The sequence below is a fragment of the Streptomyces sp. NPDC004031 genome (genome assembly GCF_053604375.1).
The window spans coordinates 68,564-83,447 of record NZ_JBSGHL010000005.1 but is presented as its reverse complement, the minus strand read 5'-3'; the positions used below and the strand labels follow the sequence as shown (position 1 = coordinate 83,447).

Below are 14,884 nucleotides of genomic sequence, written 5' to 3'. Positions count from 1 at the left end.
GTGATCGTCGGCGGCCCCCTCCGTCGCCGCGCCCCGCAAGGAATCCCCGTGACGTCCTCCGCACGCCACTCCCGCCCCGGCCTCACCACCGCCGGCGCCCTGCGCGTCCCGCAGATCACCGCCGTGTTCTGGCTGGTCAAGGGACTTTCGACGGCGATGGGCGAGTCCGTCTCGGACTACCTGGTGGGCGCGATGGCCCCGCCGCTCGCCGTCCTGCTGGGGTTCGCCGGATTCCTCGCCGCCCTGGCGGCCCAGTTCCGGACCGCGCGCTACCGGGCGTGGACGTACTGGTCGGCGGTGGCCGGTGTCGGTGTGTTCGGCACGATGGCCGCCGACGTCGTCCATGTCGCGATCGGCGTCCCGTACGCCGTCTCCAGCCTGTTCTACGCGATCGTGCTGGCCGCCGTCTTCGTGTCGTGGCGGGCGACCGAGAAGACCCTGTCCGTGCACAGCATCGACACACCGCGCCGCGAGGCGTTCTACTGGGCGGCCGTCATGGCCACCTTCGCCATGGGCACGGCGCTCGGCGACCTCACCGCCGTCACCGCGCACCTCGGCTACGGCTCCTCGGCCCTCCTGTTCGCCGTCCTCATCGCGATCCCGGCGGCCGGGCGGTACTGGCTGCGCTGGGACGCGGTCCTGACGTTCTGGACCGCCTACGTCATCACCCGGCCGCTCGGCGCCTCGGTCGCCGACGGGCTCGCCAAGCCCCGCGGCAGCAGCGGGCTCGGCCTGGGTGACGGCCCGGTGGCGCTGGTGCTCGCGCTGCTCATCGCCGCCCTGGTCGCCTACCTCGCGGTCAGCCGCTCCGACGTGCAGCCCGAGCCCGCCGAGCAGCTGGAGACGGTACGCAGCTGACGCGGCCCGCTCCCGGGGCGGGCCCGCCCCGGGCCGCCCGGCACGTCCGCCGAAGCGGGCAGGTGCCGGGCGGCGGCCGGGCGGGACGGCGAGCCGGCCCCGTCGAACAGGGCGTCGACGTCCTGGGCGGCGAGGGCGGTGCTGGCGCAGCAGACCGTCATGAGGGCGGCGAGGCCCACGGCCAGCGGACGGCGGGCCGGGCGGCGCGGCGCCAGCAGGGCCGTGACGCGCTGCGGCACCGGCCCCGAGGTGGCCGCGAGCGCCCGCTCCGGCGGGCGTCCGGCGGCGAGGGCCGCCCGCGCGATGGCCCGCGCGACGAGCGGGCGGCCCCCCACGACATCGGCCGCCTCCTCGTCGGCCCACCGCTCCAGCGTGAAGGCGCCCGCCTTCGCCAGCGGGCGCAGCAGCGGGTTCACCGCCGCGCAGACCTGGAGGACGAGCAGGAAGACATGGTGGCGGTGCCGCAGATGGGCGCGCTCGTGCGCCAGCAGCGCCTGCCGCTCGTCCCGGGACAGCGCGCGGAGCATCCCGGAGGAGACCACGACCCTGCCGGGCGCCCCGGGCAGGGCGAAGGCGGCCGGCGCCGGGTCGTCCACCACCGTCAGATCCCCGGTGGCGGGCAGGTCACGGCACTCGCGCCACATCCCGACGAGCACGGTGACCCGGCGCCACGAGGCCACGACCAGCGCGGCGCCGCAGCCGATCAGCGCCAGCGCGCACGCGGCGCCCACCGGCCGGTCGAAGGGCGAGCGTGCGGCCAGCAGATGCGGTGACCAGCGCCCGGCCTCGGCCACTTCGGGGATCTGCCCGACGATCGTGGAGCCGATCATGGCCAGGCCCGCGACCCACACCCCGGTCGAGACGACCGCGGCCGACAGCAGCAGCCACGCCGCGGTCCTGGGCGGCAGCAGATCGCGGAAACGCGGCGCCGCCAGCGCCAGGAGCGTGCCGACCAGCAAGGGCGCGCACAGGCCGACCCCGATGCCGCTCACCCCCGCACCGCCCGCGCCCGTACCGTGCTCCTCCGCGTGCCGGCCGCGCCCGGGGGGCGGCCGCGGCGCCGTCCCGGATCGCGCGGGAATCGCGCGGGCCCGCCCGTGTGCCGCACGGTCAGTCCCGTGCGCCGGGGGAGCGGGTGGCGCCGTCGTCGGGGCCGGTCATGTGGTCGCGCAGCAACTGCTCCAGCAGCTTCTCGTCCTCGGCCGGCAGTTCGGAGACGAAGCGGGCCAGCACCGCGGCGCGGTCCCCGCCGTGCTCCAGCAGATTCCGCATCCCGGCGGCCGCGTGCCCGGCCTCGTCGCGCACGGGCGAGTAGAGGTAGCTGCGCCCCGCGCGCTTCCTGGTGACCAGCCCCTTGTCGTACAGCCGGGTCAGGATCGTGAGCACGGTGGTGTAGGCGGGGTCGCCCGCGACCTGCTCGCGCACGGCGCCCGCGCCGACCGGCTCGCCGGCCGCCCACAGCGCCGCGAGCACCTCGCTCTCCAGCTCGCCCGGTGCGCGCCGCCCGGCCGCCGCGCCCTGCTGCCTGCTCACATCGCCGCCCCTCGTAGAGGGACCAGACTACTACCGGGCGGGGCAGCCGCCGCGGCTGCGGCCGCCCGCCCAGCCCGCCACCGGCAGCGCGCCGTGGCCGCGCAGCGGACCGACGCTGAGGCCGCGCTCCCGGCAGTGGTCCAGCAGCCCGGGAAGCGCCGCCAGGGTGGTGCGCCACGAGCCGGTGGCGGAGGTGCAGTCGGAGTCGTGCAGCAGCACGGTGCCGCCGCCGCGCAGATCGGCCAGCACCGTGTCCAGCACGCTCTGCGGGGTGGCCCGGCGGCGCCAGTCCTCGCCCCACGCGGTCCAGAGCACCGGGGTCAGCTCCAGGCGGCGGCAGGCCGCGTACGTACCGGCGGTCATGATCCCGTACGGCGGCCGGTAGAGCCGGGGCGGGCGGCCGGTGAGGCGGCCGAGCAGATCCCGCGCGCGGGCCAGTTCGTCGTAGGCCGCCCGCGGGCGGTGCAGCAGCGCGGGCCGGTGGGACCAGCCGTGCACGGCGATCTCGTGCCCCGCCCCGGCCATCTCCGTCACCAGGCCGGGGGAGCGGACGGCCATCGAGCCGAGCAGGAAGAAGGTGGCCCGGACCCCGCGGGCGTCGAGCAGCCGCAGGAAGTGCGGTGTCGACAGGTGGTCGGGCCCGTCGTCGAAGGTGAGCGCCACGTCGTCGGGCCGGCCCCGCCCGGACAGCCGCGGCATGAGCCGGTTGCGCAGCGGCCCGAACGTCGACAGGGCCGGTCCCGCGTGCACGGCCAGGAGCGCGGAGGCGGCCACCGCCCCGGTGCGCAGGGCGGTACGGGTCACGGAGGTGCGGGTGGTCACTTGCTGTCCCCTTCGAGGAGGTGGGTGATCGCGCCGAAGCTCTGCGGCGAGTCGGCGTACGCCTCGACGACCGGTGCGCCGATGCCGAGCCCCGCGACCACCGCGGTGGCGGCCATCGCGAGGGCGAGCCGCGGACGGCGGCGCACCCGCGCCCCGGCCGGTACGGCGGGGGCCGGTGCGCGCTCCCCGGCGGCGGCTACGGCGGCCACCGCAGCTACCGCAGCCACCGGGTCACGGCCGGGAGCGAACAGCTCCAGGCCGAGGGCGCGCTGCCGCGCCCCGAGCGGGCCGTACAGCACGTCCCGCAGCCCGGCGGCGAGTTCCGGCGCCCGGCGGATCCACAGCGCGAGGCCCGCTTCCTGGAGCGCGGCGGCGTTGGCCCGTCCGTGCCCGGGTATGCAGCGGTAGCTGGCCACCGGCAGTCCGGAGGCGAAGGCTTCCAGCGAGGTCAGGCCGCCCGCGTTCTGCACCAGGACGTCGCACGCCCGCATCAGCTCGGGCATCTCCCGCACCCAGCCGTGGACATGACCGACGCCCGCCGCGGTCAGCCGTGCGGCGAGCGCCCGGTTGTGTCCGCAGACCACCACGGGGACGGCCGCGCCGCTGCCGCGTATCTCGGCCGCCGCCCGCTCCACCGCGCCGACACCCCAGGAGCCGGACACCAGCAGCGCGAGCGGCGCCTGTTCGGGAAGGCCGAAGTGCCGCCGGGCCGCGCGCCGTTCACCGGGCGCGGCGGGCCGGAAGCCGGGGCGTACGACCGGTCCCGCCACCGTGACCGCCGTGGCGCCGCGCGCCCTCGCCTCCGCTCCCGGTATCGCGTGCACCGCCAGATGCAGGTCCACCCCGGGCGCCACCCACAGCGCGTGGACGGAGAAGTCGGTCAGGTACGTGACCGCGGGCACCCGGAGCGCGCCGCTGCGGCGCAGCGCCCCGAGCACCTGGCTCGCCCCCGGGTAGGTGGACACCACCGCGGCCGTGTCCGCGCCGACCGTCCGCACCGCGCGGCGGCCCGCGGCACGCAGCAGCGCGCGCACCGCGGCACCGGGCCGGGGCGCCTGCTCCGTCGCGGCGTAGATCCGGCGGTAGCCGGCGGGCGCCCAGGTCAGAAGCTGGTGGTAGGTGCCGCGCAGCAGTCGGCCGAGTCCTGCCGGGAGCATGTCCAGGAAGTCGTACCGGTCGACCCCGAACCCCCGCTCCTCCAGGCGGCGTTGCAGCCCGTCGGCGGCCCCGTCGTGTCCCGCGCCCATGCCCGCGGAGATGATGACGATCCGGCGCCGTCCCGCACCGGCGGGTGCCGCCCGGGACCCGGCCGGCTCGGTGTTCGCGCTCATGTGGTCGCCCTTCTCGGCGGGCGCGCACACGCGCCGTACGTGCGATGGCGGTCCGGTCCCTGGGCACACCGGACACGCGGCCCCACGACGGCCGGACCGTGCGGGCCGGGGGCGGGGGGCCGCGCGTCAATCTACTACATGCTGTAGAAGCAGCGGTCCTGGGTGCGCGCGGGACCCGGTGGGGGAGCCTGCGGCCCGTCGGCGGTCGCGACGGCGCGGATCGTCCGGCGCCGCCGCCGGGCGGGTCGGGGGCGGGGTCGGGAGGCCGGTCGTCCGGGCCGCCGGGCCGGGGTCCGCCGGTGCCGCGCGGGGCGCCCGGGTCCGTCCGCATGGGCCTGCGCACGGGTCGCGGGGCCGACTGCGGTCGGCAGAGGGTCTCTTGACAGGCCGTCGCCCACCTGATCATCCTGTAGTGAATGTCGTTTCCATTTGACTTCGGCGACCGAGGAGCTACCGGCATTGGTCCAGCCGCTCTACCTCAGACCACGCGTCGAGGAGCCGCTCGCCTCGCTGCTGGCGGACGGGACCCTGCTGCACTCCCTGGCGGACGGCCTCGGGTCCCCCCTCAACGTCCTGCTCCCGCACCGCGCGGTGGAGAACGCCGGGGCCTTCCTGGCGGTCCACCGCCGCCACCGCCTCGGCGGCCGGGTGTACTTCGCCCACAAGGCGAACCGTTCCAGCGCGCTGCTGCGCGAGCTGGCGGCCGCCGAGTCCCGTATCGGCGTGGACGTGGCCTCCGTGGCGGAGCTGTCGCACGCGCTGGGGTGCGGTTTCACCGCCGACCGGATCATGGCGACGGGTCCCAAGGACGCGCCGTTCCTGTGGCTGGCGGCCCGGGTCGGTGCCACCGTCAACGTCGACTCGCCCGGTGAGCTGGAGCGGCTGGCCGCGGTGGTCCGTACGCGACGTCTCGCCCGCGTCCCCGTGCTGCTGCGGCTCGGCGCCTTCGAGGACGGCGAGGGCGGCGGGGTGCGGGTGCTGGCCCGGCGCAGCCGCTTCGGCACCGCGCTGCGGGAGGCCGACGCCCTGCTGGAGGCGGCGGCGCGGCACCGCGACGCCGTCGAACTGACCGGCGTCGGCTACCACCTGGACACCGTCGGCCTCGACGAGAAGGCGCGCGCCCTCGCCCGCTGCGTCCAGGTGATGGACTCCTGTCTCGCGCACGGCCTCAGCCCCCGCGCGGTGGACGTCGGCGGCGGCTTCGGCGTCGGCTACGTCGAGGACGCGGGGGAGTGGGACCGCTGGACCGGCGCCCTCACCGACGCCGTCCGGGGCGTCCGGCCGCCGCTGGCCTGGCGCAACCACGGCTACGGGCTGCGGTACGAGAACGGCACCGTCCGCGGGTCGGCCGCGCTCTATCCGGCGCACCGTGCCCTCTCGGGCCCCGGCTACCTCGACGAACTGCTGCGCCTGCCCGCCCCGCCCTACGGGCGCCCCGCGGCCACGGTGCTGCTGGAACACCTGCACGAGCTGCACATCGAGCCGGGCCGCGCGCTGGTCGACCAGTGCGGGCTGTCGCTGGCCCGGGTCGTGGAGGTACGCGCCGCACCGGGGGACGCCGGGGAGCACATCGTGCGGGTCGCGGCCAACGCCGCCGACATCAGCCTGGAGGAGCACGGGGTGCTGGTCGACCCGGTGCTCGTACCGCGCGGGCCCGGCGACGGGCCGTCCGGCGAGCCCGCGGGGGTCTACCTGGCGGGCAACCTGTGCCTGGAGTCCGATCTGCTGACCCGCCGCAAGGTCTTCCTGCCGAGGCTGCCCCGCCCGGGAGACCTCCTGGCCTTCGTCAACACGGCCGGGTACGCCATGGACTTCCGGGCCCACCGGGCGCAGATGCAGCCCGCGGCCCGCACCGTCGCGGTCCGGCGGCATGGCGACGGCTGGCGGTGGTGCCCGGACGAGGACCACTGGCCGGCGGGCGGCCGGGAAGCGGACGGCTCGGCGGCGCCGGAGCGGCGGCCGGAAGGGGAGAGGGTATGAGGTACGACAGCGTCATCGAGGCCATCGGCAACACCCCGCTGGTGCGCATCGACCCGGCGGTGCACGGCCTGCGGCACATCGACCTGTACGCGAAGCTGGAGATGCTCAACCCGTTCGGCTCGGTCAAGGACCGGCCCGCCTGGCACATGGTGCGCCCGCTGCTGGCCGAGGCCGCCGCGGCGGAACCCGGGGAGCGCCGCACGGTGGTCGAACTCTCCAGCGGCAACACCGCGAAGGCGCTCGCCCTGCTGGCCGGTGTGCACGGACTGGGCTTCAAGAGCATCACCAACCGGATGAGGGTGCCCGAGATCAAGGACCTCCTGCTGCTGCTGGGGGCGGAGATCGAGGAACTGCCGGGCCGCAGCGAGTGCCTGGACCCGACGGACACCGAGGACCCGCTCACCCGCTTCCACCAGGCGCTGTCCGAGCCCGGGAGCAGCTATTTGCACACCGACCAGTACTACAACCCGCTCAACGTGGAGGCGCACGCGTCCGGCACCGGTCCGGAGATCATCGAGGACCTGGACGGCAGGGCACCGGACTGGTTCGTGGCCTGCGTCGGCACGGCGGGCTCCTCCACCGGCGTGGCGAAGGTGCTGCGCGAACGGGACCCCGCGGTACGCGTGCTGGGCCTGGTCGCCGACAAGTCCGACTTCGTGCCCGGCATCCGCACCATCGAGGAGGTGCACCAGGTCGGCCTGTTCGACCCGGCGACCTACGACGTGATCGAGCCCGTGACCTCGCAGGAGGCCATCGACGGCATGCTCACCCTCATCCGCCGCTGCGGCCTGCTGTCCGGGCCGACCGGGGGCGCCGCCTACCACGGAGCGGTGCGGCGGCTGCGCGAGGTGGACGCCGGACTCGGCGGCGGCGAGCGCCAGGTCGCCGTCTTCGTCGTCTGCGACCGGGCGGAGAGCTACCTCAGCTACGTCCGCGCCAGGCGCCCGGAACTGCTGGGCGCACCGGCCCGCGCCGCCGCGCCGGTCGCCTCGGTCGACGACACGCAGGCGCGCGAGTCGGCGAAGGTCGTCGAGGTGGCCGAAGCCGTCGAGTGGCTGGACGGCCCAGGACCCCGGCCGCTCGTCGTCGATCTGCGCGGCCCGCACGCCTACGCCGCCCTGCACATCGAGGGCTCGGTGAACATCGTGGACGAACTCTTCGACGAACTGCTGCGCGGCGGCCTGCCCTTCAGCAAGAGCCGCCCCGTGCTGCTGGCCTGCCCGGTCGGCGAGAAGTCGGTGCGGTACGCGGCCCTGCTCACCCGGATGGGCCATCCGGACGTCCGCAGTCTGGCGGGCGGCATCGTCGGCTGGCGCGACGCGGGCGCGCCGCTGGTGCACGAGTGAGCGCCCCGGAGCCCGCCCCGGGCGGGCGGCACGAGGAGTTACGGCGCTGGCAGCAGGAGCTGCGGCGGCAGTTCCCCATCGTCACGGGGCATCCCGGCCTGGCCTATCTGGACAGCGCCGCCACCGCGCAGAAGCCGCAGGCCGTCCTCGACGCCGTGACCGCGTACCTGACCACCTCCAACGCGAACGCCGGACGCGGCACGTACCCGTGGGCCAACGAGACCACCCGGATGGTGGAACGCACCCGCCGCCGGGTCAAGGACTTCCTCGGCGACCCCGACCCGGACCGCTCCACCGTCCACTTCACCAGCGGGACGACGGAGGCCCTGCGGACCGTCGCCCGCGACTGGCTCCCCGGCGTACTCCGCGACGGCGACGAGATCCTGGTGCCGCACTCCGACCACCGCGCCAACCTCGACCCCTGGCTGGAGGCGCAGGCGCTGCTGGCCGCGCGCGGTGTCCGCACCCGGGTGCGGGCGCTGCCCGTGCAGGACGGCTCCGGCGACTACGACCACCGCGCCCTGGCCGCCGTGGTCGGGCCGCGTACCCGGTTCGTCGCGGCCACGCACGTCCACCACGTCTACGGCGCCGACATGAACGTCCGGCGCATCCGTGCCGCGGTCGGCCCCGACGTGCCGATCTGCCTGGACGCCGCACAGAGCGTCGGACACCTGCCGGTCCGGCTGGGGGAGGGCGGCCTCGACGTCGACTTCGTCGCCTTCTCCGGGCACAAGGCGCTGGCGCTGCCCGGTACGGGGGCGCTCTGGGCCCGCGGTGTCCGCGGGCCGCGACTGCGCCCGACCGGCTGGCAGGGCACCCCCAACACCGTGGGGATCGCCTCCCTGGAAGCCGCCCTCGACTGGCTCGACGCGGCCGGGCCGGAGCGCGTCGACCGCTGGACGACCGGGCTGGCGACCCGGCTGACCGACGCGCTGCGGCACCTTCCCGCCTACGAGGTCCTGGGCTGCGCGTCGAGCCTCGCCGCGGAATCCGTCCAGCCGCACGAGCAGCGCCGCCGCGGCATCGTCTCCCTGCGCCACCGGGACATCCCCTCCGACGACCTGGGGTTCGTGCTGTTCAGCCACGGGTTCATGGTGCGCGCCGACAGCCTGTGCCAGGCGGGTGCGGACGAGGAGCGTGCGGTGGTGCGGGTGAGCCTGCACATATACAACACGGAGGAGGAGATCGACCGGCTGGTCGCGGTGCTCACCGGTCTCGGGTGAGGCGCGCCCGTCGCATTGGAATGAAAACCGTTTTCGGATGTAGATTCGTCCCCGGGCCCACGTGGTGTGACGGACGGAAGAGGTGAAGCCCTCCCATGGGTGTGAGCACGGCCGCGGCCAGGACCTGGGTGGAGCGCTGGGAGCGCCAGCAGCAGCACTACGCGGTGGATCGCGAGGAGCGCTTCACCGTCATCGCCGACGTCGTCGAGCACGTGGTCGCCGACGTCGCGGCGCCCCTGCTGCTCGACCTGGGATGCGGCCCCGGATCGCTGGCCGCCCGGCTCTCCGCGCGCCTGCCGGGCGCCGAGATCGTCGGCGTCGACATGGACCCGGTGCTGCTCGAACTCGGCCGCGCCCACCACGCGCGGGCCGCCCGCTACGTCGACGCCGTGATCGGCGAGCCCGGCTGGACCGACGCGCTGGACCTCGCCCGGCCGCTCGACGCGGCGGTCTCCACGACCGCGCTGCACTACCTCCCCGCACCGGCCCTGCTGCACACCTACCGGCAGCTGGCCGGGCTGCTGCGCGCGGGCGGAGTGGTGGTCAACGGCGACCACTTCCCGCCCCGTTCGGCCTCCTGCTCCCGGCTCACCGCGCACGTCGGACGGCGCCGCGCCGAGCGCTCCGGCTCCCGTACGGCCGAGGACTGGCACGGCTGGTGGCGGGCCGCCGCGCAGGACCCGCAGCTCGCGCCCCTGTTCGTGCAGCGCGACCAGCGCGAGAGGGCCCGCCGCGGCCACCCCGCGGGCTGGCGGCTGACCGCGCAGGACCACGCCCGGCTGATGCGCCGGGCGGGCTTCCGCGACGTCACGCCGGTCTGGCAGGTGGGGGACAGCTGTGTGCTGGTCGGCGTGAAGGGCTGAGGACCCGGGCGCCGCCGCCGACGCACCCGGCCGCCGTTCGCACGGTGCTGCCCGAGCGGGCTCCCGCCGCCGCTGCGGCCGGCCCGGACGATCCGTGGTCGGCGACTCCCGTCCGGCCGGGGCGCGTTCGCGCCACCGGGCGGGAACCCGGATCCGCGGCTGGGATGATCGGACCGTGGAGCTCCCCCCCGCCCGACCGGCACTCCCTCGGTCACGCACACGCCCACGGTCACGCCCACGGTCCCGTACCGCCGGTGTCGCGGCACCTGCGCAAGGTGATCGCCGCCATCCTCGTGCCCTTCGCCGCCGCGGTGGTCGTCGGCCTGTGCGTGCTGTGGCCGGGCGGCGCGCCCGGCCACGCGCGCACCGGAATCGGCTTCGACCAGCAGACCCGCAGCGGCAAGGTCGCGCAACTGGCCGACGTGTCCTGCAAGGCCGTCGACCCCACCCCGGACCAGCCGCCCGGCGGGGGCAAGGTGAGCGACGCCTGCCAGAAGGCGACGATCGAGGTCACCTCGGGCCCCGACAAGGGCACCACGTTCACCCAGATCCTCCACCCGGACGAGACCCGCCGCTTCACCGAGGGGCAGGGGCTCGTCCTGGCCTACGCGCCCAACGCCCCGCAGGGCCTGCGCTACTCGGTCAGCGACGTGGAACGCGGCTTCCCGATGACCGTCCTGGCGCTCGTCTTCGCCGCGGTGGTGGTGCTCGTCGGCCGGCTGCGCGGGGTGATGGCGCTCGTCGCCCTGGTCGTGTCGTTCGCCGTGCTGACGCTGTTCATCCTCCCGGCGATCCTGCGCGGCCACGATCCGCTGCTGGTCGCGGTGATCGGCGGCTCCGCGATCCTGCTGTCCTCGCTGTACCTGTGCCACGGGCTCAACGCGCGCACGTCGGTCGCCGTCATCGGCACCCTGTGCTCGCTCTTCCTGATCGCCGCCCTCGGGTCGGGCTTCATCTCCTGGTCCCACCTGACCGGCAACACCTCCGACGAGACGGGCGTCGTCCACACGCTCTACCCGCACATCCAGCTCAAGGGGATCCTGCTGGCCGGTATCGTCATCGGCTCGCTCGGGGTGCTCAACGACGTCACCGTCACCCAGACCTCGGCCGTGTGGGAGCTGAAGGCCGCCGACCCGGGCGCGAACTGGCGCACGCTCTACGCCGCCGGGATGCGCATCGGCCGCGACCACATCGCCTCCGCCGTGAACACCCTGGTCATGGCGTACGCCGGAGCGGCCCTGCCGCTGCTGCTGCTGTTCTCCATCGCCCGCGCAGGCGTCGGCCAGGTCGCCGGCAGCGAACTCGTCGCCGAGGAGATCGTCCGCACCCTCGTCGGCAGCATCGGCCTGGTCGCCTCCGTCCCCCTCACCACGCTGCTGGCCGCCCTGGTCGTCAACGCCGACCGCCCCCCGGCGGACACCCCCGCCCCGGTCACGGGCCCTCCCCCCAGACACCGCCACCGCAAGTGACCGCCGCCCCACGCCCCGCCCTGACGCCCGGGTGCGGTCGGCCGCACCCGGGCGCGGCGGTGACGTCCCGTCAGGCGCGGACGAGCCGCAGGGTCGCCAGGGCGTAGGGAGCCAGGTGGAGTTCGGGACCCACCGGCTCCGCCCCGGCAAGGGCGGACTCGTCGAGCCGTACCAGCCGGGCCGTCGTGCCGGGCGGGGTCGTCAGGCGCGCGGTGACGGGCTCGCGGGTGGGGTTGGAGACGCGCAGGATCAGACCCTCCCCGTCCTCCGCCCGCTTGAGCGCGGTGACCGGGGCGCCGGTGACGGTGAGCGGCTGCGGCGACCGGGGCGCGGGCGCGGCGCCGGGGCGCAGCGGCACCGCGTACAGCGCGGACTTCACCTCGGTGGCCAGCCGGACGAGACCGGCGTCGTCCGCGACCCGGTGCCCGGCACCGACCAGCAGCCGGAAGTGCTGCGGGCCGCGGCACTGCGCCTGCGGCGTCGCGAGCATCGGGCCGGCCCCGGTGGTGCGGGCCGCCAGGTCGAAGCGGGAGAGCCAGCCGACCGACCGCAGCAGGGTGACGGCGAGTTCGTCGGTGCCGGACGCGGTGTGCGCGGCGGCGAGGCCGGTCCGCTCGTGCAGGCCGCAGGCGCCGACGGCCACCCGCGCGGCGGCCTCGCCCAGTGCGCTGACGGTCTGCACCGGCACCGCGCCGTACTCCGCCTCGTGCGCCGGTTCGGAGGGCAGCGGGCCCATGTCCGGGCCGGTGGGGTGGTCGAGCAGGCTGAAGTGGGTGTCGGCGGTCCAGGTGCCCGAGGGGTACGGGGCCGGGAAGTGGACGCGCAGCCGGTGGTCGTCTGCGGTGTTGTCGAACCGGATGTCCCATTCCAGGGGCGCGTCGGCGTCGTGCCACGCGGTGACGGTGACACGGACGGGGACGGTCGTCGTCTCGGTGCTGCGGGCGCCGCGGCCCGCGTCGAGGCCGCGTGGCAGCGCGAGTTCGGCGTCCAGCTCCAGCCGCGCGCGCACCGGCGAGGTGCGGCGGCGCACCGAGCGCAGGGTGGCGGTGACGGGCGCGTCACCGGGCACGGGGTCGAAGTTGTACGTGTCGCCGCGGTCGCCCTCGTCCACGAGCCGCCCGAGGCCGGGCAGTTCGGTACCGTCCGGGAGGCGCAGCGTCAGCGTGGCGTCCCCGGCGGCGGTCAGGGTGCCGCCCCCGGCCAGCGGCAGGACACCCGCGTCCGGTTCGGTGCGCGGGAGTGCCTCCTCGGCCGGACGGTCGGCGAGACGCACGGTGTAGACGGCGTGCCCGAGCGCGGGGACGCCGCGGGTGAGCAGGGCCAGGCGGTGCCGGAGCGCCGGCCGCGAGTCGGGCATGAGGTCGATGTCCGCCTCGAAGGCGGTCTCCGGCCCGAGCGGCGCGCATTCGAACGGGATCTCCGCGCCGTCCGGATCGAGCACGGCGACCGGGTGGGCGCCCGGCGCGGTGAGGATCTCGACGGTGACCGGCCCGCCGGCCTCCTGCGGGCGGGGGTTGAGGACGGCGAAGCGCAGTTCGCGGTCGGCGGGCGCGCCGTACTGGCGGGTGTCGAGGCCCGCGGCGTGCAGGGCGCGCAGCACCACGTGGCCGCCCGCCTCCCGGACCCGCTCGAAGCGCGTGAGGTTCTCCCGGTGCACCTCGTCCACGCTGCACCCGCAGATGGAGTCGTGCGGGGAGTTGCGCAGCAGCAGCTCCCAGGCGTGGCCGAGTTCGGCGGCGAGCGCGGGGTCGTCCGGGGCGTGCAGGGCGAGCAGCGGTTCGGCGCGCTGCTCCAGGAGCGTCTGCGCCTCGGCGTTGGCCTGCTTGAGGTACGTGCGGGCGGACAGCGTGCCCGGCAGGATGAACGTCAGCCGGCCGGGCCGGTGCCGCAGCGGCCCCTCGACGAGCGGCAGGCGGTCCTCGTCGGCGGCGGCCCGCGCGGCGGCGAAGAACTCCTCCAGGGTGCTGTGCCGCAGCTCGACGTGCTCCTGCGCGGCCGCCCCGGCGGTGTCCCGCAGCGCGCCCACCGGATCGGAGGGCGCCAGGTGGTCGCCGCCGTTCATCAGCAGCCACGGGCCTTCGGGAAGCCGGTCCCGTTCGGTCCGTGCGAACTCCTTCAGCCGCAGGACGCGGCCCTGCGCACCGTCCGGCTCCGGCCACAGCACCTCGGCCGCGTGGTAGCCCTGGTTCACCGCGAAGACTTCCGACCCGTCGGGGGAGCGCCACCGGAAGCGTGCCGTGCCGTCGGGCGCGCCGCGCCACACCAGGGCGGTGTCCATGCCGAAGCCGCTGAGGATGCGCGGCAGATCGGCGGGGTGGCCGAAGGTGTCCGGGCAGTAGCCGACCGGGGACAGGCCCGCGGCCGTCGCACCCCAGCGGCGGGCGGTGAGCAGGTTGCGGATCAGGTTCTCGCCGGAGACCAGCTGGTTGTCGGCCAGCACGTGCCAGGGCCCGAGCGTGAGCCGGCCGGCTCGGGCGTGGTCGCGCAGCCGCGCCGCGAGGTCGGGGCGCAGCGCCTGCACGTCCGACAGCACGATCGTCTGGCCGTCGAGGTGGAAGGAGGCCATGCGGCCGTCGTCCAGCTCGTCGCAGACCCGCTCGGCGAGTTCGGCCAGCCGGGCGCGGAACGCCTCGAAGGGGCGGTACCACTCGCGGTCCCAGTGCACATGGGTGAGGACATGGCAGGTGACGGCGGGCGTGCCGGGGCGGGTGTCGGTGGTGCTCATACGGGGCTCTCCGTGCGATGGGCGGCCAGCGCGGTGACGAACCGCCGGGTCAGGTCCGCGGGTCGGGTGATGGCGCCGCCGACGACGACGCAGTGGGCGCCGGCCGCGAGGACGGCGGCGGCCTGTTCAGGGGTGGCGATACGGCCCTCGGCGACGACCGGGGTCCCGGTCCGCGCAGCCAGCGACGCGACGAGATCCAGGTCCGGTCCCGCGGCGGCGGAGCGGTGCGCGCTCGCCTCGGTGTAGCCGGACAGCGTCGTGGCCACCAGGTCGGCGCCCGCCGCGGCGGCCGCGAGCCCTTCCTCCAGCGTGGAGACGTCCGCCATGACCAGCACCCCGGCCGCGTGCAGCGCCGCGAACGTGGCGGCGATGTCCAGGCCGTCGCCGCGCGGACGGCCGGTCGCGTCCAGCGCGACGATGTCGGCACCCGCCTCCGCGACGGCCAGCGCGTGGCGCAGCGTCGGGGTGATGTAGACGCCCTCCGCACCGTCCTTCCACAGGCCGATGACCGGCACGCCCACCGCGCCGCGCACCGCGGCCACGTCCTCGGGGCCGTTCACGCGCACGGCCGCCGCGCCGCCCATGACCGCCGACCGGGCCATGGCCGACATGTGGACCGGGCCGTACAGCGGCTCACCCGGCAGAGCCTGGCAGGACACCACCAGCCTGCCGGCGAGGTCCGGCACCGGCGACTGCCGGGCCGGGGCCAGGGGGTGGGGCGGTGATCCTTCGTT

12 protein-coding genes are annotated in these 14,884 nt (G+C 75.9%); 6 read left to right on the top strand and 6 right to left on the bottom strand.

The genetic code is table 11. The features are described 5' to 3' along the window. Positions 1 to 48 precede the first annotated feature (48 nt). On the top strand, positions 49 to 858 hold the full coding sequence (locus ACWERV_RS04590; protein ID WP_452928689.1) for a COG4705 family protein: 810 nt from the start codon (positions 49 to 51) through the stop codon (positions 856 to 858). On the opposite strand, the gene ACWERV_RS04585 is transcribed toward ACWERV_RS04590, so the two are convergent. The 4 genes from ACWERV_RS04585 to ACWERV_RS04570 all read right to left on the bottom strand — a co-directional run bounded on the left by ACWERV_RS04585 (position 789) and on the right by ACWERV_RS04570 (position 4,544). Further along, positions 789 to 1,850: a M56 family metallopeptidase gene (locus tag ACWERV_RS04585; protein ID WP_452928687.1), complete on the bottom strand. Its 1,062-nt coding sequence runs from the start codon at positions 1,848 to 1,850 to the stop codon at positions 789 to 791. The genes ACWERV_RS04590 and ACWERV_RS04585 overlap by 70 nt on opposite strands. A gap of 118 nt (positions 1,851 to 1,968) precedes the next feature. After that, the gene (locus ACWERV_RS04580) at positions 1,969 to 2,391 is read right to left on the bottom strand and encodes a BlaI/MecI/CopY family transcriptional regulator (protein ID WP_452928684.1); all 423 of its coding nucleotides are present in this window, start codon (positions 2,389 to 2,391) and stop codon (positions 1,969 to 1,971) included. A gap of 30 nt (positions 2,392 to 2,421) precedes the next feature. Further along, positions 2,422 to 3,180, bottom strand: coding sequence for a polysaccharide deacetylase family protein (locus ACWERV_RS04575; protein ID WP_452928939.1), 759 nt, complete (start codon positions 3,178 to 3,180; stop codon positions 2,422 to 2,424). Between the two features lie 29 nt (positions 3,181 to 3,209). Beyond that, entirely contained in the window at positions 3,210 to 4,544 is a 1,335-nt protein-coding gene (locus ACWERV_RS04570) for an MGDG synthase family glycosyltransferase (RefSeq protein WP_452928682.1), read from the bottom strand. 459 nt (positions 4,545 to 5,003) lie between these two features. Here ACWERV_RS04570 and ACWERV_RS04565 point away from each other — a divergent pair, with 459 nt between their 5' ends. From ACWERV_RS04565 to ACWERV_RS04545, 5 genes are all read left to right on the top strand, one after another. Then, positions 5,004 to 6,524, top strand: a complete 1,521-nt coding sequence (locus tag ACWERV_RS04565; protein ID WP_452928680.1) for a Y4yA family PLP-dependent enzyme — start codon at positions 5,004 to 5,006, stop codon at positions 6,522 to 6,524. Further along, on the top strand, positions 6,521 to 7,870 hold the full coding sequence (locus ACWERV_RS04560) for a pyridoxal-phosphate dependent enzyme (RefSeq protein WP_452928678.1): 1,350 nt from the start codon (positions 6,521 to 6,523) through the stop codon (positions 7,868 to 7,870). The genes ACWERV_RS04565 and ACWERV_RS04560 overlap by 4 nt, the downstream gene beginning before the upstream one ends. Further along, positions 7,867 to 9,093 (top strand): aminotransferase class V-fold PLP-dependent enzyme, encoded by a 1,227-nt coding sequence (locus ACWERV_RS04555; RefSeq protein ID WP_452928676.1) that lies wholly within the window; start codon positions 7,867 to 7,869, stop codon positions 9,091 to 9,093. The genes ACWERV_RS04560 and ACWERV_RS04555 overlap by 4 nt, the downstream gene beginning before the upstream one ends. Positions 9,094 to 9,188: 95 nt before the next feature. After that, positions 9,189 to 9,956, top strand: a complete 768-nt coding sequence (locus tag ACWERV_RS04550) for a class I SAM-dependent methyltransferase (RefSeq protein WP_452928673.1) — start codon at positions 9,189 to 9,191, stop codon at positions 9,954 to 9,956. A 164-nt stretch (positions 9,957 to 10,120) separates the two neighbouring features. Beyond that, the gene (locus ACWERV_RS04545) at positions 10,121 to 11,425 is read left to right on the top strand and encodes a YibE/F family protein (RefSeq protein WP_452928670.1); all 1,305 of its coding nucleotides are present in this window, start codon (positions 10,121 to 10,123) and stop codon (positions 11,423 to 11,425) included. Positions 11,426 to 11,495: 70 nt separating this feature from the next. Here ACWERV_RS04545 and ACWERV_RS04540 read toward each other — a convergent pair whose 3' ends face one another. Then, positions 11,496 to 14,150: a glycoside hydrolase family 38 N-terminal domain-containing protein gene (locus tag ACWERV_RS04540; RefSeq protein ID WP_452928668.1), complete on the bottom strand. Its 2,655-nt coding sequence runs from the start codon at positions 14,148 to 14,150 to the stop codon at positions 11,496 to 11,498. Beyond that, positions 14,147 to 14,860, bottom strand: coding sequence for an N-acetylmannosamine-6-phosphate 2-epimerase (locus tag ACWERV_RS04535; protein WP_452928937.1), 714 nt, complete (start codon positions 14,858 to 14,860; stop codon positions 14,147 to 14,149). Before ACWERV_RS04535 ends, ACWERV_RS04540 begins: the two co-directional genes overlap by 4 nt. Positions 14,861 to 14,884 lie beyond the last annotated feature (24 nt).